An 18,005-nucleotide genomic window follows, 5' to 3' on the forward strand; every position below is an offset into this window, starting at 1 on the left:
ATCACCCTCGTTGGATCGTTCAGGTAGAGATTTCATCCGTGATGATTTCGAAGCGTTTCAGGATTGCAGGGCCGAACGCCGTCGACAATGCCACGTCCGTTGCATCACGCCCCGTGGCCATCAGGATTCGTCCGATGCGGGGCCTGTTGTGGCGAGCATCGACCGTATACCATCGTCCGCTTCGAACCATGCACTGAAATCCATTGGATTAGGATCTTTCGACACACCTATGTCGCCCAGATACCCTGTGCAGTAGCGCGCCGGAATGTTCATGCAGCGGCACAGTGCGATGGCGAGGTGGGCGAAGTCGCGGCAGACACCGGTCCGGTCCGTGAACCCGCCGAAGGCCGTTCTGAGCGGGTCAGCCTTCATATAGTCGAAGGCAATCCGGTTATGCGTGAAATCGAGAATCGCCTGCACGCGCGGCCAGCCGAGCGGCGTGTCGGAAAATGTCTTCCAGGCGAAATCCGCAAGGCGATCGGTATCGCAATAGCGGCTGCCGAGTAGGTAGACGAGCACGTCGTCGGGCAGATCGTTGATATCGTGCTGGATCGCGTCTTCGGGAACAGGATCGGGAAAACCGCTGTCATAGATTTCAAACGACGTGGAGATAGTCGTCATACCAGGAGGCGCAACGATTCTGCTGCATGCATTGCCGAAAACATCGTTATAGCCCCACGCTTCGATGGTACGGTCGAAACTTAAAACCTGTTCAGTCAGAAGATCGACGCGTCGGGAGGGATGGATGTTGAGCACAAGAAGCATCGGCGTTTCGTGTTCGCATTCGTAGCCCAGATGAAAGCCTGCGCGAATCTTCATGTGGCACTGGTCCTTTGGCATGAGCGATCATCAAGATAGTGAACGCACGGATATGGGGAGCCGTTCCGCTCACCGGTGTTTGCACGTTCATGCTGTCGAAATCGACTTGCCGCCAACGGGTCCTGCTTTAAGTTAACGGCTTCGGTGACATCTTAGGTGAAGGGAAAGCTGAGGGCATGCGTGTCTATCTCAACGAGGGGAATCTGCGCTGATAATCAAGGCGGATCCCCAATTTCGACACGCGGCTCGGACGACTTAGTGGCGGTGTCGATCGACACGACGCAGGTTTCAAAAACGCGTGAATCCAGCCGACGCGACCCGGTTGCGGAATGAGATCCAGACTGCAAGTCAAAGTGTCTGTTCGAACTGTCGCAAAGGGCACGTCAGCCGACGCTAACCGAAAGCCACCTGCCTCTTTGCATTCTTCCCTGAGGTTTCACAGCGCACGGCCGCCACGGCTTCTGGTCATTCGCCCCGGCGCCTCAGCGGATAGCCGGGATCGTCATAAAGCATGCGGATCTGCCTATCGTCGAAACGCGCCTCGTCCACTTCCAGCACAGACCCGCGCAGTTGTCGTATTGGCATTTGCTCGATGGCGAAGCGTAGGGCTTCTGCTGCGGTTTCAAACCGCCTGTAACGGGGAGCACTGACACCACGGAGCTTCTTGCCAGCGTAAAGTCCGGCTCCAGTCGTATAGTCGAATTCAACCATGTTCATGATCCAATGCGCTCGCAATACAACCGAATGCGCGCATATGAGGAGGATGAGGATAGCACAGGCAAAGAAGTGTGTCCCTATTGTCTTGACGGGGCCAATGGCTTCGTGCGCCAAAGCACAGATTTGTGCAGTTTCATCCAGCTGAGAACGCCTCAGTTCCGCGCACTTCCTGTCGCTGGTGCTTTTTGCTGATCGGCGCAAGCCTCACGCCGAACCTCGCCCATTCGGGCAATGCCGGCTCGCCCAACGCTATTGCCAGGGCCAATTCGATCCGATCAAGTTGTGATCGGGGGCTCTCGTCGGACCCGACTTCAACGCAAACCTCGACAGCGTCAGCAGCCGGCCATTCCGATGGTCCGAGTGCTCTGTTTTTCGTGTTCGAAGCTAATCCGAGGTCGCGAGCGTCATAGATGCCATGAAGATTCACAAGATCATCGTGGCCTTCAATCAGATGAACGGAAACTCCGACGAGCAGGCCAGCTGTTGGTCGTCACCTGTAACTCTTGCCGGGTGACCGCTACCTGGCCAAGGACGTCTGGAGCTTCCCGGAAAGACCACGCTGGATCGGGCCCCTTCTCGCTTTAAGTGCGAGCGGTGCAACAAGAAGAACTATATGGCGCTCAAGCGGCATTTCCCTCACGGGAGCGAATACGGCCAAACCGAAATCCGGCGTTTGAAAGCCGCCAAGACAATGCGCGTCCCCGTCTGGCGGGGCAATAAGCTTTTGACGCGATGGATGGCGAGTTGATGCAAGGGCTTGGCTCGCGCTCGCTTTATGTCCTATGTCGTTCGGCCTTAATCCTCGACACCGATCCCTGTGTCGTCCGCTCGTGCGACACTAAAATGGTTTCGGCGTCGGCCGACGTTTCGTTCACTTGTACACAATAGGCATTTCAGGAGGCGGTCACGGGTCCGAGTGTGGTGTCCCAATCGCTCGCACTATGCCTGCCAGAGCTACCATGCCTGGATCATCAAGCTTCGTGCTCTGCTCGGTCCAGATGCGGGCGCGGCCGACCCTGCAGGGCTTTCCTTTGAACTCTCGGATTGCGTGTTTGGCCGCTTCATCTGCAGCCAGCGCAAGCTCGTCCTGCGTGGTCCGCCCTTCGATAGCCATCGCTACCGCATGCAAACCGTCGATGATTGTTTTGTCACCCAGCTGCGAACGACCAAGTGACAGCATCTCGTCCCTGGCTGTTTTCAGCAATGCCGACAGTTCGACGAGCGGGAGTTCCGAACGACTTCCGCAAGATCTGCTCATCGAAAACAGCGCCGCACTGATAAGGGTTCCAAGACTTGAACCGGTGCTCTCCGCCGCAGCCATGGCCATAGCTGCGAATGTGTCTCCAAGGTTCTCCTTATCCAAGTCAGCGGCTTCGATGGTCGATAGTAAGCGTGCGAGCATCGTGCCGGTGTCACCATCACCCAGGCGACTGTCGGCTGCGTTGAGCTCGGCTTCCATCGCTCGTGCCGCGATCGCACTACGGTTTGCGGCGGTGATCACGTCTTGGTAGGTTAGAGATCTCATTGAATGCTCCAGAATGGTGAACAGGCGGGCCGAAAACAGAGGTTCGATCTCATCATCGATGAAGCAGACGCTAATCGACATGCCGGCCATCTCCATCGATGTGGCGAAAGACCCGACGAACGACCGCGCAATCGAGATGTCGTTTGCTGTTAGCACCTCGTGAGCACGTCGATAGGCGATAAAGAGCTCGTCTACCGGCGTGGCACCGAGATTGTTGACCATCAAGACGACTTTGTTGCCATCGCTTTCAGGCAAGCGGTCTTCCAGGAGCCTCTCAACCATCTCCGCGACCAACGCATCAACTGGCGCCATTGGTCTTCGCCAAATTCCTGGTTCACCGTGAATGCCGATCCCCAATTCGACGTCACCGTCGCTGATATCGACAAGCGGTTCATCTGCGGAGGGCAGCCTGCATCCGGCCCAGGCAATGCCTATCGAATGTGTCCGCTCGACGGTCTTTTGTGCGATCCGTGTGACCTCCTCCAGCGGGGCTCCGCGTTCCGCAGCGGCGCCTGCGGACTTAAAGACGAGGGTAAGTCCGGCCACGCCACGGCGCTTGTGACGCTCATGCGGTCCCGCGCTCGCGATATCGTCAATCCCAAGGACAGTGCGCACCTGCTCCACCCGGGTCATCTTCGATGCCATGTCGAAATTCATCCGATCGCCACCATAATTGCCGTAGAGAAGCAGAACGCCGGCCCCTGCATCCGCCATATCGATAGCGTCGAGGCAGGATTGCAACGTCGGCCCCTCAAAGACGTTACCAACCGCACAGGCATCCAGCAGCCCCGGACCGACGTAGCCGCAGAACAAAGGTAGATGGCCAGAGCCGCCGCCCGTTACGATTCCGACCTTACCGTTCCTGGCGCCGCCACGGCGGACGATCGTGCGGCCGGCCTTGCCCGCCCGAACGAGGTCGGGATAGGCAAATGTCAAACCCGAAAGGCTGTCATCGACGTAGGTCGAAGGGCTATTCATCAACTTCTTCAATAGAGTCTCCCTTAGGTGCTCAGGTGGGCTGCGCCAACAGTGCGTTTGACGCAGCGATGGGTCTTGATGACTTCACACCGCGTGCAAGCCGTCGTTCGACGAACCTGACGGCAAGCGAGGCCGGCCATGCCATTGCGAAATACAGACCCGCCGTCAGCGCAAACACGTGGAGCGGCAAAAAACTCTCCGACATGATCGCTCGCGAGGTCAGTGTCAGCTCGGGCACCGCAATCAGCGCGCAGATCGAACTGTCTTTCAGCAGCGAGACAAGGTTGATCAGCAAGGGTGCGAGCATATGCCGGATCGCTTGGGGCAGCAGGATAAGACGGAACGTCTGGGCGGGCGTCAGCCCGGCGGCGAGCGCCGCCTCACGCTGCCCTGGCGGGATCGCGTTCAAACCCGCTCTGAACACCTCGGACAGATATGCGCCGTAGACGAGCGCCAGTCCGAGAGATCCTGCAGCAAAGGCCGACAGGACGATGCCTGTACCCGGCAAGCCGAAGTAGATCAGATAAAGAATGACAAGGATAGGAACGCCGCGTGCCGCGATGACATAGGTTCCAGCAGCGGCGCGAACGACAACAGAATGGCGCGACCGGAGATATTGCAGCACCAGCCCGAGTGCGAAGGCGAGACCGAATCCAGCACATGTCAGCGCAAGACTCACCCCCAAAGCGTCGACTAGTCTCGGGCCCCAATCTACGAGATTGGCGATGATTGTCCGAAGGAAACCCATATCAATACTCCAGCCGACGCTCGACCAGGATGAAGGCCTGGCCAACAACGAAAGTTAGTGCGAGATAGAGAACTGCTGCGGCGCCATAGACCCAGGCGGTCGCGAAAGTCTCGTTTACGATCTGGCGCGCATTGAACATCACTTCGGGCGCGGCGATCGCGGCAACAAGAGACGTGTCCTTCACGAGACCGACGGCGTAATTGCCAAGCGGCGGCAGTGCGAGGCGCAGGCCCTGGGGCAGAATGACGAGGCGGAAGGCGGCCAGGGGCCTCAGGCCGATTGCTGCGGCAGCCTCGTTCTGTCCTTTCGGAACCGATCGGAAGCCAGCCCTAAATATGTCAATGACGACAGCGCCGCCGATCAGCCCGAGGCCTATGACAGCGGCGGTCATCGATGACAGGCGCACGCCGACCGCCGCCAGCCCAAAATAGAGGAGGAACAGGAATGTCAGGCTAGGCACGTTTCTCAGTGACTCGACATAGGATCGAATGAGGAAGCTGATTGCACGATTGACAGTAAGGTGCTCGATCGTGGCAAGCGTCAAACCGATCACGAGCGCCACGGCAAGCGCACCAACGCTGACTTCGACAGTGACGATTGCTCCGGTGAGCAGCGCGTCGATTATTCTGTTCAGCAACACCTCGTTCATGAGCACGCTCCCCGCGAGGACAGACTGGACAGAAATTGCCTGAGCCTGGGCTCCTGAGGCCGATCGAGAATCTGGCGGGCCGGACCCTCTTCAACGATGCGACCAGCGTCCATAAACAGGATCCGGTCGGCGACCTCGCGTGCAAAGGCGATCTCATGGGTGACGAGCACCATCGATCGCCCTTCGCTGGCGAGTTCCTTGATGACGTTCAACACCTCCCAGACAAGTTCGGGGTCAAGTGCTGACGTAGGCTCGTCGAAAAGCAGAAGCTTTGGACGTTGCGCGAGTGCGCGGGCAATCGCGACTCGTTGTTGTTGCCCGCCAGAGAGCCGCGAGGGCATTTCGCCGGCCTTGTGGCCGAGATGAACCTTGGCGAGCAGTTCCTCGGCGAGCTCTGTTGCCGCGGCAGCCGGAAGGCCGCGCACCTTCCTGGGTTGAAGAGCAACGTTCGCCCTGACATTCAGATGCGGCCAGAGGTGGAAGTGTTGAAACACCATGCCTATGTCAGCGCGCTGCGGTGCCAGTTCCGCATCGGTCATCCGCCGGCCATTGGGTTGTTCACCGATCAGTCGACCGTCGATCCTGATCTCGCCACTGGTCGGAGGATCGAGAAAGTTGATCGCCCTGAGGCAAGTTGATTTCCCAGATCCGCTGGGACCGATCAGGGCTATGCGCTCTCCGCGCCGAAGGGAAAACGAAACATTTTGAGTACAGCCAGCTGGCCATAGGATTTGTTGAGCTTGTCGACAGTCAAAAGTATGTCGCCAGGCATGGGTGCCTCCACGTGAAAGAAAGATGCGACCGGCGCGCCGGTCGCAGGGGACCGATTATTGGCTGCAGACGGGCGGTTTCCAGTCGACTGGTCGATCGACACCAGCGCGGAAGTTTTGCGCCGAAGGTGTATAATTCGCCGCGCTGACGTTGCCGTATCTGCTGCCGATCGCCTTGACCTCGCAGGCGGTCCAGAGCTTGCGGATCTCTGCACTGATTGCGTCGGCAAGTGTCTTGTTTTCCTTGGAGAGGCCGAAAACGTACTGGCGGCCGACGCCGGTCAGCAGGGGGAAATCCGACTTGTTGTCGGTGAAAGGCAGATTGGCGAGGCCCCAGGCGGGGTTCTTCGAAATCGCATAGTCGATGACGGGTGGATCGCCGACAAGGGCCTGAATGCGCCCTGCAACAAGATCGCGCAATGCTGCATCCGAGCTGTCATAGAGCGACAGTTCAACACCCGAGATGCGCCGCAACTCCGGCAGAAACGAAAAGCCGGTCATTGAACCGACCGTCTTGCCTTCGAGGTTTGTGAGCGTATGCCAGCCGTTCTCCGTCTTCGACGTGATGCCGTTCTGGAAGTAGCCGGTGGGGTCGGTGAGCGAGAGCGTGTTCGCCCGCTGCTCGGTCCAGGCGACGTTGCCGCCAATGATATCGACGCGGCCAGTTTGGACAGCTGCAATTGCCCCCGACCATTCCATCGGGACGGGCTTGACGGTAAGGCCAAGGCGATCGGCGGCGATTTGCAGTATCTCACCGTCATATCCGACGAGCTTGCCATCCCGGGCGACAAGTCCCGGCATGTCACCGGTTATCGCGACCGACAGGATCCCTGGTTCGACAAGATTGTAGGCAGCATTATCCGCCGCACTCGCCGGTGGGGCGCTGAGCGCCACCAGGAGTGCCAAGGCGCCAGCCGTCATTCCGGTCATCGTTAAAGGCTGCATGATCGTTGTTCCCTTTCCTTGTTTTGAGGTTGATCAGGTTTGACCGGCAGCAGCACGTGCTGCCGGATTGGTGGGCCGCCTGATGAAGCGGGTCATGGAGAGGCCTTCGAGTGAGGTTGGAGAACCGCCGTCGAGACACAGTTCCGCGAGCACTGCGCCGACCGCAGGCCCAAGCTGGAACCCGTGCCCGGAGAATCCGAAAGCGTGAAAGAGGTTGGATGTGGTCGGGCTTGATCCCACCACAGGCAGTCCGTCCGACATGCGCCCCTCAATACCGGTCCAACTGCGAACCAACAGGACGTTGGCGAGGGCTGGAACCATCTCGATCGCTGCCTTTGCCGCATCCATCGTGACATCAGCAAGCGGTCGGGCGCGCAGAGTGTCACGATCGGCGACGCCGAGTCCTGAGCCGAAGATCACGCTCCCGTGTCCCCTCGCCTGCCTGATATACATGCCGCCGCCGCAGATGCCGAGGTTCGGGCCGATTAGCGGTGCTATCGGTTCGGTGACACACATGTTTGGCGCCATCACATCTTCGCGCACGGTGTCTCCGAACCATTCTGCGACGCGCGCCCCCCATGCGCCTGCGGTGTTGACCAGCCGGCGCGCATGAACGGGCGTGGTGTCGCCAGCAATGAAGAGTGCAAAACCCGTGTGCGAGGCCGCTGCGCGCTCGATCGTGCATCCCTCACGGATCACGGCGCCAAAACGCTTTGCGGTGCGCGCGAAAGCGGGCGTGACAAGCCGGGGATTGGCCTGACCGTCTTCGGCACAAAGCGAGCCGCCGACAAATCCTTCGCCGAGATAGGGGTAGCGGCGGCGCAAGTCCGCACGCTCGAGAACATCGAGCGTCAGGCCATGCTGGCGGGCGATCTCTTGATGGGCGACCAGCTCAGCCATATCAGGGTCGCTCCGCGCAAGCTTGAGATGGCCCGTGACAGCAAACTCGCAGTCGCTTCCGACAAGTTCGGCGAGCCTTCCCCAAATTTTCCGGCTACGTTGGGCCAGCGGCAATTCAGCGGGGTGACGGCCTTGCTGGCGTACGCCTCCGTAATTGACGCCGCTGGACTGCGCGCCGCAGCGCCCGCGTTCGAGCAGAACGACGGAGGCTCCCTTCCGACGCGCGTGCAACGCGGCCGAACAGCCGGCAAGTCCGCCGCCGATGATGGCCAAATCAAATACCGTCACGGGCGCCTCCCGCAAGGGTGGTAAGCGTGAGCGGTTTAATCGGCGCCTGTCCACGCAAGCGGCCAGCCTGACTGACATGGACGGATCCTTTGGCGGCGATCAGTTCGGCAGCGACCAGCCCACAGATGCGCCCTTGGCAACGACCCATGCCTAGACGCGTGAACGCCTTGATGCGATTGATGTCGCACTCTCCCGATGCTCCCACGGCATCGCGCAAAGCATGAGCTGTCAACCCCTCGCAGCGGCAGATTACGGTCTCGTTTGGAAGTTCGGCCGCCAGCTGCTGGGGAAACGGGAAGACTTTATTGAGAGACCGTCGAAAACGATCCATTCGCTCGAGACCGCGGCGTAATCGCGCGGCGCGCGACGCATCCGCCCGTCCGGCATCTGCCAAAACTGCCAGGGCTGCAAGCTCACCTGTCATGGCCGCGACTTCGCTGCCACGGATCGCGAGCCCGTCGCCGGCGAGATAAACGCCGTCAACGGAACTGCGCCCGTCCCCGTCTGTGACAGGAAGCCACTGACGGTGCTGTTCGTCGAAGCGAAAATCGACCCCGAGTAGATCGGCAAGTTGTGTTTCCGACGTCAGCCCAAAGCCAATGGCGAGCGCGTCGCAGGACAAGGTGGTCTCAGCCTTTGACTGACGATAGAGCAAGCCGGCGACACGACCGTCTGAGGCTTTGAGGATCTCGAGTGGTTGGACGTCTGTTTTGATGGGAACGCCGTGTGTGCGAAGCCAGGCCATGTAATACAGGCCTTTGGCAAAGATCCGTCCGCCGACCATCAATCCTGGAAGGGCGGACACCTGTCGCAACGGCCTGCCGGATTCGAGGACGGCCACGACCCGTGCCCCGGCTCGCGCGTACTGGTATGCCACCAGGTAAAGGAGCGGCCCGCTGCCCATAAAGATGACGTCGTGGCCTATTGTCGAGGCTTGGGCCTTCAGGGCGATCTGCGCCCCACCCAGCGTGAAGACTCCTGGCGCCGTCCACCCGTTGATTGGCACGATTCGATCCATTGCGCCGGTCGCAACGATCAGTCGTCCCCATGGCTGTCGCATCACCTCGTTTCTGCGGGCCAGGTGAAGAACCCCAGGTTCGACACCCCAGATCAAGGTCTCGGCGCGATAGGCAATCGAGGGCAAAATGGCTGCGAACTGATCGCGCATCCTGCATGCGCGACCAGCATCGAATCCGTAGAGATCCCGGTCACTTCGCCGCAGCGGAGCCGGCGGACGGCGGAAAATCTGGCCCCCTGGAAACACTCCTTCGTCGATCAGAACAGGCTTGTGGCCGGCCGCTACCAAGGTGCGGGCAGCGCTTACACCTGCCGGGCCTGCACCGACGATGACGATAGGATCCCCGCCGCTCATGCCCTTACCTCCGGCGCGACGGTTGATAGCGACATGCCCGCTTCAACGAGGCTGGTGCACGCGCGGATACGTTCGCCCGAAGTCTTCCACAGCCAGCAATCTTGGCAGGCTCCCATGAAACAGAAGCCAGCCCTGCGTTCGTGGTGGAACTCAAAGTTGCGGACATGCCCAAGCTCGGTGTTGAGCGCAACAAGTACCGTTTCGCCGGCGCGCGCCATGACGGATTGGCCATCGACAGTGAGTTCGATGACGGGCGGAGCAATTGCGCACAGCCTCTTGAAGCTTTTTTCTCGGCATTTTTCCAAGGTCATGCCTCTTCCTCCCCATTGTCAGCCCAACCATATTAATCCATAATGTGGATGTCAATTGGGAATGGAATCCACGCTTGTCCATCTCTAGCCACGGCTGTTCGAAACTTTGAAACCACCTGAGGTAGTATCGAAAGGAAGTCCGCCTTGCCGAACGCAATATCCGAGCTCGCCGCCTTTTGCGGCTCAATTGAAACCGTAGGCGAAACGACCTTAAAGGCCGCCCGCAGAACGGTTCTTGACACGATCGGGGTCGCCGCCAGTGGTGCTGCCACGCCTGGAGGTCGCGCCTCCTTTAAAGCTGCGAGCGCCATCTGGGGCGCCGGGGCGTCATCGATCTGGTTCTCCAGCATGCTGCTCACGCCAGCCGGTGCCACCTTCGTCAACGCCACCTATGCGGCAAGCCTCGACCTTGACGACGGTCACCGCGCTGCTGCCGGACATCCGGCCGCTGCCATCGTTCCAGCAGTACTCGCGCTTGTCGGCTGCCACGTGGTTTCGGGTCGCCGGTTGCTAACGGCGATTGCCATTGGATACGAGATTGCGGTTCGTGCCGCGGCCTCCCGTGACGTCAATAGCCTGCGGACAACCGACACGGGCCTCTGGTGCGGTTATGGCGCGGCCGCCGCCGCCGGCTGGCTCATGGCGCTTCCTCTTCCGGCGATTGCGCATGCGATGGCGATCGCGGGTCAGACTGCGACTGGTCAATTTTCCACGGGCTGGACGCGTGTCGGCCACACGGTAAAGGAAGGAATTCCCTGGGCGGCAGCAAACGGTATTCAGGCAGCATATCTCGCTGCCGCCGGCCATAGGGGTCCGCTCGATCTGCTTGACGAGGAACCTGTCTACAACAGGACGCGGCTGCTTGCGGGGCTCGGAGACGCATGGGCTGTCGAACACGCGTATTTCAAGCGCTATAGCTGCTGCCGCTGGGCGCATGCCGCGATCGACGCAGCGGTGCTTCTACAGGACGAGCGCAAGCTACCCGCCCGCGCGATCGAGGGGATCGTCGTTGAAATATTCGACAGAGCGCTCACCCTGCCGAACCAGGTTATACCCACCTCGAACGAGGCTGCGCAGTACAGCATTCCCTTCTGCATCGCCGTGGCGCTTCTACACGGGCAAACCGCGTTGTTGCCGCTCGAGGATCGCCACCTCGCAGACCCCGATGTCATCGCACTCGCTTCGCGGGTTCGGCTGGAAGCTAGCCCAAGATATGTCGGCGCTTTTCCAGCAACGACCCCTGCCACAGTCAGTATCTCGGCAGGCGGCGAGATGTCTGCGCTTGAGATCACCTACCCAAAGGGAGAGCCCGCCAATCCGATGAGTGATGCAGAGCTTAGGGAGAAGTTCGCCACGCTGACATCACGGCTGCCCATGCCTTTTCTCCAGGCGCGCTCCATTTCCGATGCGGTCAGTGCACTGATGGACGGGACGGTAACGACTTCACTCCTCGACGCCCTTTGCAACGCCTCATAGTCATTCTACAAAGCTGCCATTTGATATACGAATCCGCCAAACCGGCAGACGGATGAGGTTGAAATGGCAAGAGACGAGGTCGCGGCAACAGGAACACAGCTGCTCGACAGAGCGGTCGCGATCTTGAAATTCCTCGGCGATATCGGACAGCACGGCGCGACGATGGCGATGATTGGCGATGTGCTTGGCCTGAAGCAGCCGACCGCCCATCGCATCATTACTGCGCTGGAGCGCCACGGTCTGGTCGATCGCGAACGCGAAACGAAGCGCTATCGCCTGGGGCTCGCGCTCTTTGCCATGGGCGCTGCGGCGGCTGATGGGACGGGATTGCGCGTGCTCGCTCGCCCTGCCCTGATGCGGATTTCGGCGGCGACCGGCGATTCCGTATTTCTGATGGCACGTGCAGGCTTCAACACGGTCTGCGTCGATCGTCAGCAGGGCTCTTACATCATTGACAGCTTGACCGGTCATATCGGGGGACAGATCCCGATGGGCGTCGGCCCTGCAAGCCAGGCGATCCTCGCCTTCCTGCCGTCAGCGGAGGCAGCGGTGATTGTTGCGACCAATGCGCCTCTTTACAAACAGTACGCACCGCTGACCGAACGAAAGGTCAAGGATGCTTTGGCGGCTGTCAGACAGAACGGCTACGCCATCGATCACGGAGAACTTGTGGCCGGCATATCGGCGATCGCCGTGCCGATCCTGCCACCCGGTCGTGACGCTGTGGCGGCAATCGCCATCAACCTAACAAGCGCCCGCTTGACGGAGGAGCGGCTCCCAACCCTGGTCAACATGCTGCAGAGTGAAGTCCGCCAGATCGAGGAAAGTCTTAATCCGCTTGACGAGCCACGTTTGGGATCGGCTGCCGCGGCCATGGTTTCGCCGCGGAGATGATAGACCCTGTTTGCATTCATCACGGTCGCGCTTACGTCATGATTGAACTCGCCTCCCCCACGTAAAGGCCGGCATAACGAAATCAGGCAGACGCTCGTGGCCTAAGCACAGGCGAGCGAGCCTGCCCCAGAGCACGTGGCCAGTCTTGGGATTGACGATTTGGTCATGATGGATGCCGGTCAGCACCAGGGCCGCATCCATTCCGGCTCTGCGCGCTCCAACGATGTCGGTTTCAAGCCCATCGCCAATCGCCAGAACATGGTCTCGGGCGAGGCCGAGGACTGAGAGGGCCCGATCATAAGCCGGTAGGAGCGGCTTTCCGTAATAGAGAACGGTTCCCCCAAGACACTCGTAGTGCGCGGCGATCGTACCCGCGCAATCGACGCGCGTCTTGCCGACCATGACAGCGTGGTCGGGATTGGCGCAGACCATGACAAGTCCTCTCACCTGCGCGTTCCCCAGGACGCGTTCAGCCTCCTCAAGAGCCTGGTTCCCACTTGCTCCCGTACACAACAGGAAGTCGGCCTGATCAACCGCTTCTGCGCGTTCCCGCCCGGATCCATCAAAAAGGCCGGACAATTCCGGTGGGCCGATATGGAAAAAGCGGCGTCCAAGATCTCGGTTAGCGTCGTTCGACAAGGCCTCGAAGGCAAGTTCACCGGACGTTACCAGGCCGCGGTATAGTTCTGGTGCGAAGCCCATTTGAGCGAGACGGGCGGCAACGTCCTCGCGCCGCCGAGGCGAGTTGGACAGGAGACACACGGCAATCTCACCTCGACGAAGCATGCGTAGGGCGTCGATGGCCCCGTCGAGAGGATTGAGGCCGTCATGCACCGTACCGAAAAGGTCGAGAATGATGCCGCGGTAACCCGAAGCGATATCCCGAAGGTTTGTCAGGACCGATGGCCGGCCAGTCATGGCGGACACCTCCATTGGCGATCTGCATCTCGCCGCCATCGCGTCAGAATATGACCGATGGCGGTCGTAACGATGATCGCGCCGCCGAGTACGCTTGGTAGTCCCGGCCGTTGGTCGAACATCAGCCAGACCCATAGCGGCGAAAGAGGGACTTCGACGAGTGAGAACAGCGCTACTTCGGCGCTGGGCAGCAATTGTGCTCCCTTGCTGTAAAGCACCAGGCCGAGCACCATCTGGATGAGCGCAAAGCAAGCGAGAAGGAGTGCCTCGTTAAGATCAATGCTGATGCTGGGTGCGAAACAGAGCGCAACAATTGCGGCAATCACATTGGATGCCGCGATAATCCAAAGAACCGATCGGCCCCGGTCGGCGCGCAACGCCACCGTCATGAACGCGATCGATATTGTCATTAGAAGTGCCAGCAGGTTGCCCAACTGACTGGAGCTTCCGCTGGGAGAACCGGTGAAGATGACTGCGGCGCCGACAAGTGCTGCGCCTGAAAAGAAGACTGTTGGGGGCGACGGTCGCTCACGAAGCGTGAGGGCAGACGCGATGGCGGCGAGGACAGGAAGCGATGCGTGGACCATCGCAACATTGGCGACCGATGTCAGATGCAATGCGGGGATGAAGGCGACCATTCCGAGCGCCGAGCAGCAGGTAGCGACAAACCACGATCGTCTCAAGACGCGTGGATGAAACGCTGCGTCACCGCGCATCAAGGCCGCTCCGCCGACCGCGATCGCCCCAAAGAAGCTGCGCCAGAAGAGAATTGTCCAGACGTCGAGTGTCACGAGCAGACCCATAAACAATCCGGCGGTGCTCCAAAGCATGGCTGCCCCGAGGATGTAGAACGTTCCCAGTTGCTGAACCTTCATGCGCCTACTCCGATGGACGGTTCCTGGCAGAGGAGCGCGTAGTGACGGGGACAACTTGATCCGAGCCGAACCAGTAGCTCTTGTGGGATTGTACCGGCTGCCCTTGCCATCGCTTCGACAGACAAACGAGGGCCCAGAAACTCGACAGCCCGCCCCGGCCTGCACAGAGCTAGGGGAACATCGCTGAGATCTATCGCGACATACTCCATGGCGACGCGGCCAACGACAGGAACCATGTATGAGCCGATCGCCGCGGCGATGGCGTTTCCCGCCGACCAGGGCAGGCCAACCGCGTAGCCCAGGGCGACGATACCAATACGCATGGAATGTGCGGCGCGAAAACTCGCGGCATATCCGACCGCCTCGCCGCGCTGGACGGTCCTGACATCGGCAAGGCGCGCAAAGAGCTGCACAACGGGCAGAAGAGGGTTTGGTTCTACGCGTGCATTGTTTAGTCCAAAGAGCGCGGACCCTGCTCGAACAAGATCGAAATGGAAGCTCTGATCGAGCCAGACAGCAGCCGAGGCAGCCAGGCTGCGCCTTCGCGGATCGAGCACTTGGCACATCGCTACGAAGCGGTCTCGTTGCAGACGGTTTGTGGGGTCATTGCGGGCATCAGCGCATGCGAGGTGGCTAATCACAAGATCAGGTGGGCGTTGCGAGCTGTGCACAAGGGCCCGTGCCTCGGTGAATGTAAGGCCGAAGCGTGAAAAGCCGGTATCGACGTTGATGACCAATTCAGGAAGTTGACGGGACGCAACGAGCGCGTCGGCCAGAGAATGGCAAACGGGGGTCAAGCGGAGGCTGAGACATGTTTCCAACTCGCTCTCTTGGGCCCCTGAGAGGATATAGATATGAGGCAGGTTTGCGAGCGTTCGGCGAACGTGAACCGCCTCGCGAAGGTTAGCGACAAAAATGCTCTTGCAGCCCGCTGCGACGAGGGTTGGAACGATCAGGTCGATACCCAAGCCATAGGCATCACTTTTGACCACGGCGGCGATTTCCGTGTCCGACCCAACCAGCGATCTTAGACGGTGAAAGTTTGCTCCAATCGCTGAGACGTCGATTCGCAGTTCTGCTGACATGGACGACAACCTGAAGGGATATTAAAATATTGTTGCAATCTACGGTAAAATGCTCCAGATTGCTATCTAGAAATGTGAAGGCCTATTAAATTCGTCTCTTGGTTGCTGTCAAAATTGGAGGAGATCGCAATGACTGCGAGTAGGAAAACACCCCGTATTCTCATTATCGGTAGCGGTGTGCTGGGTGGCGATGTTCTTGATTTTCTGCTTCAGAGCGGGCGGGACTATGCGTTGACTGTCGGCGCTCGAAGACTCGAAACCGCGTTGCTGCGGGTTAATCTCGCGCGCTATACAGCGATGAATCTCGGCCGTGAGCCACAGGTCGATATCATGCCTCTCGATTTGATGAACATCGAGCAGACGGCCGAGCGCTTGGACAAGCTCAAGCCCGACATCATTTTCAATGCGGCCACGTTACACAGTTGGTGGGTTATCACCAAACTACCGTCTGAGGCATACAAGTGTCTGGACATGGCGCGTGGGGGCGTGTGGACGCCCATGCACCAGGTCCTCGTGCGTCGCCTGATGAAGGCAGTGCGACTTGCTGACAGCCCCGCAGTCGTCGTCAACGCTTCCTATCCCGATGTCGTCAATGCGTCGCTTGCCGCAGAAGGGCTGGCGCCTGCGGTTGGCATCGGCAACATTGCAAATGCGGTCCCGGGTATTCGCCTCGCCGCAGCTTACATGCTCAGGCGGGATCCAGCAGCGATCGATATCCGCTTCTTTGCCCATCACTATCTGAGCTACCGAATGCCAAGCACCGGCGGAACGGATGGTGCTCCCTACCATCTGACAATTTATGCTGATGGCGCCGAGGTCCCCGCGGCCGAGATTGATCACACCATTCTGTTTTCTCATGTCGCCGGGCGGTTCCGGCGGGTCAAAGGGCTTGCCGGGCAGTCCGTCACCGCATCCTCTGCGACCGCGATGCTCCATGCGGTCGCCTCTCGCTCCGGCCAGATCGTTCATGGACCTGGGCCGCTCGGTCTTGTCGGCGGCTATCCGATCCGTGTGTCGCCGACGGGTTTTCTCGTCGATCTGCCGGCCGGTCTGACGCTTGACGAGGCAATCGACATCAACCGGCGATGCCAGCGCTACGACGGTATCGAGAGCGTCGATGATGACGGCACTATTCGCATGACGGAAGCGTCGTCGAAGATCATGAGGGAGGTGATCGGCTACGACTGCCGTCCGTATCGGCCGGAAGAATGCGAGGAACGAGCCGAAGAGCTTGCGTCCCGCTTGGCTGAATATGCTCGTAGATTGGGCATCAGCGATCTTGTCGTGGCCTAGGCCGCCGCGGTCCATGCGGTGTCGAAGGCGTGAAAATCACCCCGGTCCGGCCGTCCGAGGCAAATCGATGCGCGGCGGCTCCTGCAATCGAAGATGACGGAAAATGCAGTCTGTGTCGGTTCTCGCGAGGACGCGGTCTTGCATATCGCGTCCGGCGAACCGTTGGTGTCCGACAGAAGGCGGCGGATACCAGCGACGTCACTGATGCAATGGAGCTTGGCGGCTCGAAGACGCTCTCGGCTGGAGGGATAGACACGTGCCACTGTTTCTATGTCCTCCATGATCGCAACCGCCGGCGTGACAGGATGATTTGTATGAACGATTGGGTTTCCCGTGAGGGTGACAGGGCCGATTGATGGTGAAATCTCCACACCGTCCACCTGGCCCGAGGCGTCTGCGAGGAGGTAGCAGCGTCCGGACAGGTGGCTGACCCGTCTAAGTGTCGCCAGCGCACCGGCAGCGTGACGCTCCTTAAGGATCAGGCGTCTGACCACGAGGCTTGGTATTCCATGGGCGGCAGCATCAAGCATGAGATCGTTCGTCACGAACGCCAACCCGGCACGATTCATCCCAACCCAGCCGAGCGTGCCGGGGGACGTCACCATGATCAGGCCATCATGATCGTCAGTGCCATCGTGGACGAGAAGAACGAGCTCCTCTTCCGTGCCAGGATGCGCGTCCCAGTTTTGAGCCAAGACCGCGCCAGCTCCTGTGGCACATGCCACCGTCGTGCAGCCGCTGGCAATCGCACCATCGAAGAACTCGAAAGCGGAAAGGAGATAGATATCAAGGGGAGCCAATCCACTTCCGTCAGCGATACCTTTGATCTCCGCGACAAGGGTAGGCGCCACGCTCTCAAGCAACCTCCAGGAGTTTGCCGCGCGCCGCTCCGCGCACAGCCAGCTCCGATCCGCCGCCGATCGCCTGAGGCGCCCGAACGACGTTTGGATCGATGTGGACAATGCAACTCCGTGTAGCCTTCCCCGGGTGTAGGCATCGCCGCGCAGATGGAGAATCGGAATCTTACCAGAACTCATAGGTGGCCCGCTCTTTCGAATATGCATCCACAATATGGATTCTCGTTTTTTCCGAGTCTACGCGTGTACAAGCTGTCGCTGTGCGAAAGTTGAGTGCTACTACGGGTCGAGGTTCGGGCTCGTTTTGAAAAAGTAAGGTTCTTACCCCCAGACAAACAAACAAGACGAGATCGAAGCTTAAATAGCCGCACGGCGAGGAACCGGTGTTGCCAGCTCAACTCGCCGCGCGTCACCGTCGCCAACAACGATCGGCGCCAGGTGATTCAGATCGTCGGTGAAGCGGCGGCCCACTCACGGCAAACACTGCTCAACGCTATGAGCCGACCTCGCGCTGGTCGTTTTGGGAACGGGCCCAGCGCATTTTGATGTGGGGATTATAGCGTCTGGTTTCTAGGTTCCCCAACG

The 18,005-nt window shown here is 59.7% G+C and carries 15 protein-coding genes and 2 pseudogenes; 3 read left to right on the forward strand and 14 right to left on the reverse strand.

The genetic code is table 11. The annotated features are described in order from the left end of the window. Positions 1–19: 19 nt before the first annotated feature. From LPU83_RS63445 to LPU83_RS63490, 10 genes and pseudogenes are all read right to left on the reverse strand, one after another. A pseudogene (locus tag LPU83_RS63445) lies at positions 20–819 on the reverse strand (transglutaminase-like domain-containing protein). A gap of 465 nt (positions 820–1,284) precedes the next feature. Continuing rightward, a complete protein-coding gene (locus LPU83_RS63450; protein ID WP_024315579.1) occupies positions 1,285–1,530 on the reverse strand; it encodes a hypothetical protein in 246 nt (81 codons plus the stop codon). 910 nt (positions 1,531–2,440) lie between these two features. Next, positions 2,441–4,039 (reverse strand): dihydroxyacetone kinase subunit DhaK, encoded by a 1,599-nt coding sequence (locus LPU83_RS63455; protein ID WP_231052439.1) that lies wholly within the window; start codon positions 4,037–4,039, stop codon positions 2,441–2,443. Positions 4,040–4,070: 31 nt separating this feature from the next. Beyond that, on the reverse strand, positions 4,071–4,787 hold the full coding sequence (locus tag LPU83_RS63460; RefSeq protein ID WP_024315577.1) for an amino acid ABC transporter permease: 717 nt from the start codon (positions 4,785–4,787) through the stop codon (positions 4,071–4,073). Between the two features lies 1 nt (position 4,788). Beyond that, positions 4,789–5,436, reverse strand: a complete 648-nt coding sequence (locus LPU83_RS63465; protein ID WP_024315576.1) for an amino acid ABC transporter permease — start codon at positions 5,434–5,436, stop codon at positions 4,789–4,791. Continuing rightward, positions 5,433–6,208 (reverse strand): annotated as a pseudogene (locus tag LPU83_RS63470) (amino acid ABC transporter ATP-binding protein). The gene LPU83_RS63465 and the pseudogene LPU83_RS63470 overlap by 4 nt, the downstream one beginning before the upstream one ends. Before the next feature lie 55 nt (positions 6,209–6,263). Then, a complete protein-coding gene (locus tag LPU83_RS63475) occupies positions 6,264–7,151 on the reverse strand; it encodes a substrate-binding periplasmic protein (protein ID WP_024315575.1) in 888 nt (295 codons plus the stop codon). A 33-nt stretch (positions 7,152–7,184) separates the two neighbouring features. Further along, on the reverse strand, positions 7,185–8,339 hold the full coding sequence (locus LPU83_RS63480) for an NAD(P)/FAD-dependent oxidoreductase (protein WP_024315574.1): 1,155 nt from the start codon (positions 8,337–8,339) through the stop codon (positions 7,185–7,187). Continuing rightward, a complete protein-coding gene (locus LPU83_RS63485; RefSeq protein WP_040680831.1) occupies positions 8,326–9,711 on the reverse strand; it encodes an FAD/NAD(P)-dependent oxidoreductase in 1,386 nt (461 codons plus the stop codon). Before LPU83_RS63485 ends, LPU83_RS63480 begins: the two co-directional genes overlap by 14 nt. Further along, positions 9,708–10,022, reverse strand: a complete 315-nt coding sequence (locus LPU83_RS63490) for a (2Fe-2S)-binding protein (protein ID WP_024315572.1) — start codon at positions 10,020–10,022, stop codon at positions 9,708–9,710. The genes LPU83_RS63485 and LPU83_RS63490 overlap by 4 nt, the downstream gene beginning before the upstream one ends. 144 nt (positions 10,023–10,166) lie before the next feature. Here LPU83_RS63490 and LPU83_RS63495 point away from each other — a divergent pair, with 144 nt between their 5' ends. Beyond that, positions 10,167–11,498, forward strand: coding sequence for an MmgE/PrpD family protein (locus tag LPU83_RS63495; protein WP_024315571.1), 1,332 nt, complete (start codon positions 10,167–10,169; stop codon positions 11,496–11,498). 63 nt (positions 11,499–11,561) lie between these two features. Next, entirely contained in the window at positions 11,562–12,392 is an 831-nt protein-coding gene (locus LPU83_RS63500) for an IclR family transcriptional regulator (RefSeq protein WP_024315570.1), read from the forward strand. 36 nt (positions 12,393–12,428) lie between these two features. Here LPU83_RS63500 and LPU83_RS63505 read toward each other — a convergent pair whose 3' ends face one another. Genes LPU83_RS63505 through alr form a run of 3 tightly spaced genes read right to left on the reverse strand, consistent with a single transcriptional unit; the run spans position 12,429 to position 15,270 of the window. Then, positions 12,429–13,310 carry a TIGR01459 family HAD-type hydrolase gene (locus LPU83_RS63505; RefSeq protein WP_024315569.1) on the reverse strand — a complete coding sequence of 294 codons (882 nt, stop codon included), beginning with the start codon at positions 13,308–13,310 and terminating at the stop codon, positions 12,429–12,431. Beyond that, a complete protein-coding gene (locus LPU83_RS63510) occupies positions 13,307–14,185 on the reverse strand; it encodes a DMT family transporter (protein ID WP_024315568.1) in 879 nt (292 codons plus the stop codon). The genes LPU83_RS63505 and LPU83_RS63510 overlap by 4 nt, the downstream gene beginning before the upstream one ends. Next, complete coding sequence (alr, locus tag LPU83_RS63515; RefSeq protein ID WP_040680832.1) at positions 14,182–15,270, reverse strand: alanine racemase; 1,089 nt, start codon at positions 15,268–15,270, stop codon at positions 14,182–14,184. The genes LPU83_RS63510 and alr overlap by 4 nt, the downstream gene beginning before the upstream one ends. Positions 15,271–15,399: 129 nt before the next feature. Between alr and LPU83_RS63520 the strand changes: the two genes are divergently transcribed. Continuing rightward, positions 15,400–16,563 (forward strand): Rossmann-fold NAD(P)-binding domain-containing protein, encoded by a 1,164-nt coding sequence (locus tag LPU83_RS63520; RefSeq protein ID WP_024315566.1) that lies wholly within the window; start codon positions 15,400–15,402, stop codon positions 16,561–16,563. Here the strand turns inward: LPU83_RS63520 and LPU83_RS63525 are convergent. After that, positions 16,560–17,627, reverse strand: a complete 1,068-nt coding sequence (locus tag LPU83_RS63525) for a C45 family autoproteolytic acyltransferase/hydrolase (RefSeq protein WP_082321304.1) — start codon at positions 17,625–17,627, stop codon at positions 16,560–16,562. The two genes, LPU83_RS63520 and LPU83_RS63525, sit on opposite strands and share 4 nt — an antisense overlap. Positions 17,628–18,005 lie beyond the last annotated feature (378 nt).

This window comes from Rhizobium favelukesii, assembly GCF_000577275.2.
GTDB classification, from domain to species: domain Bacteria; phylum Pseudomonadota; class Alphaproteobacteria; order Rhizobiales; family Rhizobiaceae; genus Rhizobium; species Rhizobium favelukesii.

Bases quoted from the DNA above. Each gene is read 5' to 3' on its own strand.
- LPU83_RS63475 (WP_024315575.1), bottom strand. From the start codon at position 7,151: ATGCAGCCTTTAACGATGACCGGAATGACGGCTGGCGCCTTGGCACTC.
- LPU83_RS63520 (WP_024315566.1), top strand. From the start codon at position 15,400: ATGACTGCGAGTAGGAAAACACCCCGTATTCTCATTATCGGTAGCGGT.
- LPU83_RS63500 (WP_024315570.1), top strand. From the start codon at position 11,562: ATGGCAAGAGACGAGGTCGCGGCAACAGGAACACAGCTGCTCGACAGA.
- LPU83_RS63525 (WP_082321304.1), bottom strand. From the start codon at position 17,627: ATGCATATTCGAAAGAGCGGGCCACCTATGAGTTCTGGTAAGATTCCG.
- LPU83_RS63490 (WP_024315572.1), bottom strand. From the start codon at position 10,022: ATGACCTTGGAAAAATGCCGAGAAAAAAGCTTCAAGAGGCTGTGCGCA.
- LPU83_RS63510 (WP_024315568.1), bottom strand. From the start codon at position 14,185: ATGAAGGTTCAGCAACTGGGAACGTTCTACATCCTCGGGGCAGCCATG.
- LPU83_RS63450 (WP_024315579.1), bottom strand. From the start codon at position 1,530: ATGGTTGAATTCGACTATACGACTGGAGCCGGACTTTACGCTGGCAAG.
- LPU83_RS63455 (WP_231052439.1), bottom strand. From the start codon at position 4,039: ATGAATAGCCCTTCGACCTACGTCGATGACAGCCTTTCGGGTTTGACA.
- LPU83_RS63485 (WP_040680831.1), bottom strand. From the start codon at position 9,711: ATGAGCGGCGGGGATCCTATCGTCATCGTCGGTGCAGGCCCGGCAGGT.
- LPU83_RS63505 (WP_024315569.1), bottom strand. From the start codon at position 13,310: ATGACTGGCCGGCCATCGGTCCTGACAAACCTTCGGGATATCGCTTCG.
- LPU83_RS63460 (WP_024315577.1), bottom strand. From the start codon at position 4,787: ATGGGTTTCCTTCGGACAATCATCGCCAATCTCGTAGATTGGGGCCCG.
- alr (WP_040680832.1), bottom strand. From the start codon at position 15,270: ATGTCAGCAGAACTGCGAATCGACGTCTCAGCGATTGGAGCAAACTTT.
- LPU83_RS63465 (WP_024315576.1), bottom strand. From the start codon at position 5,436: ATGAACGAGGTGTTGCTGAACAGAATAATCGACGCGCTGCTCACCGGA.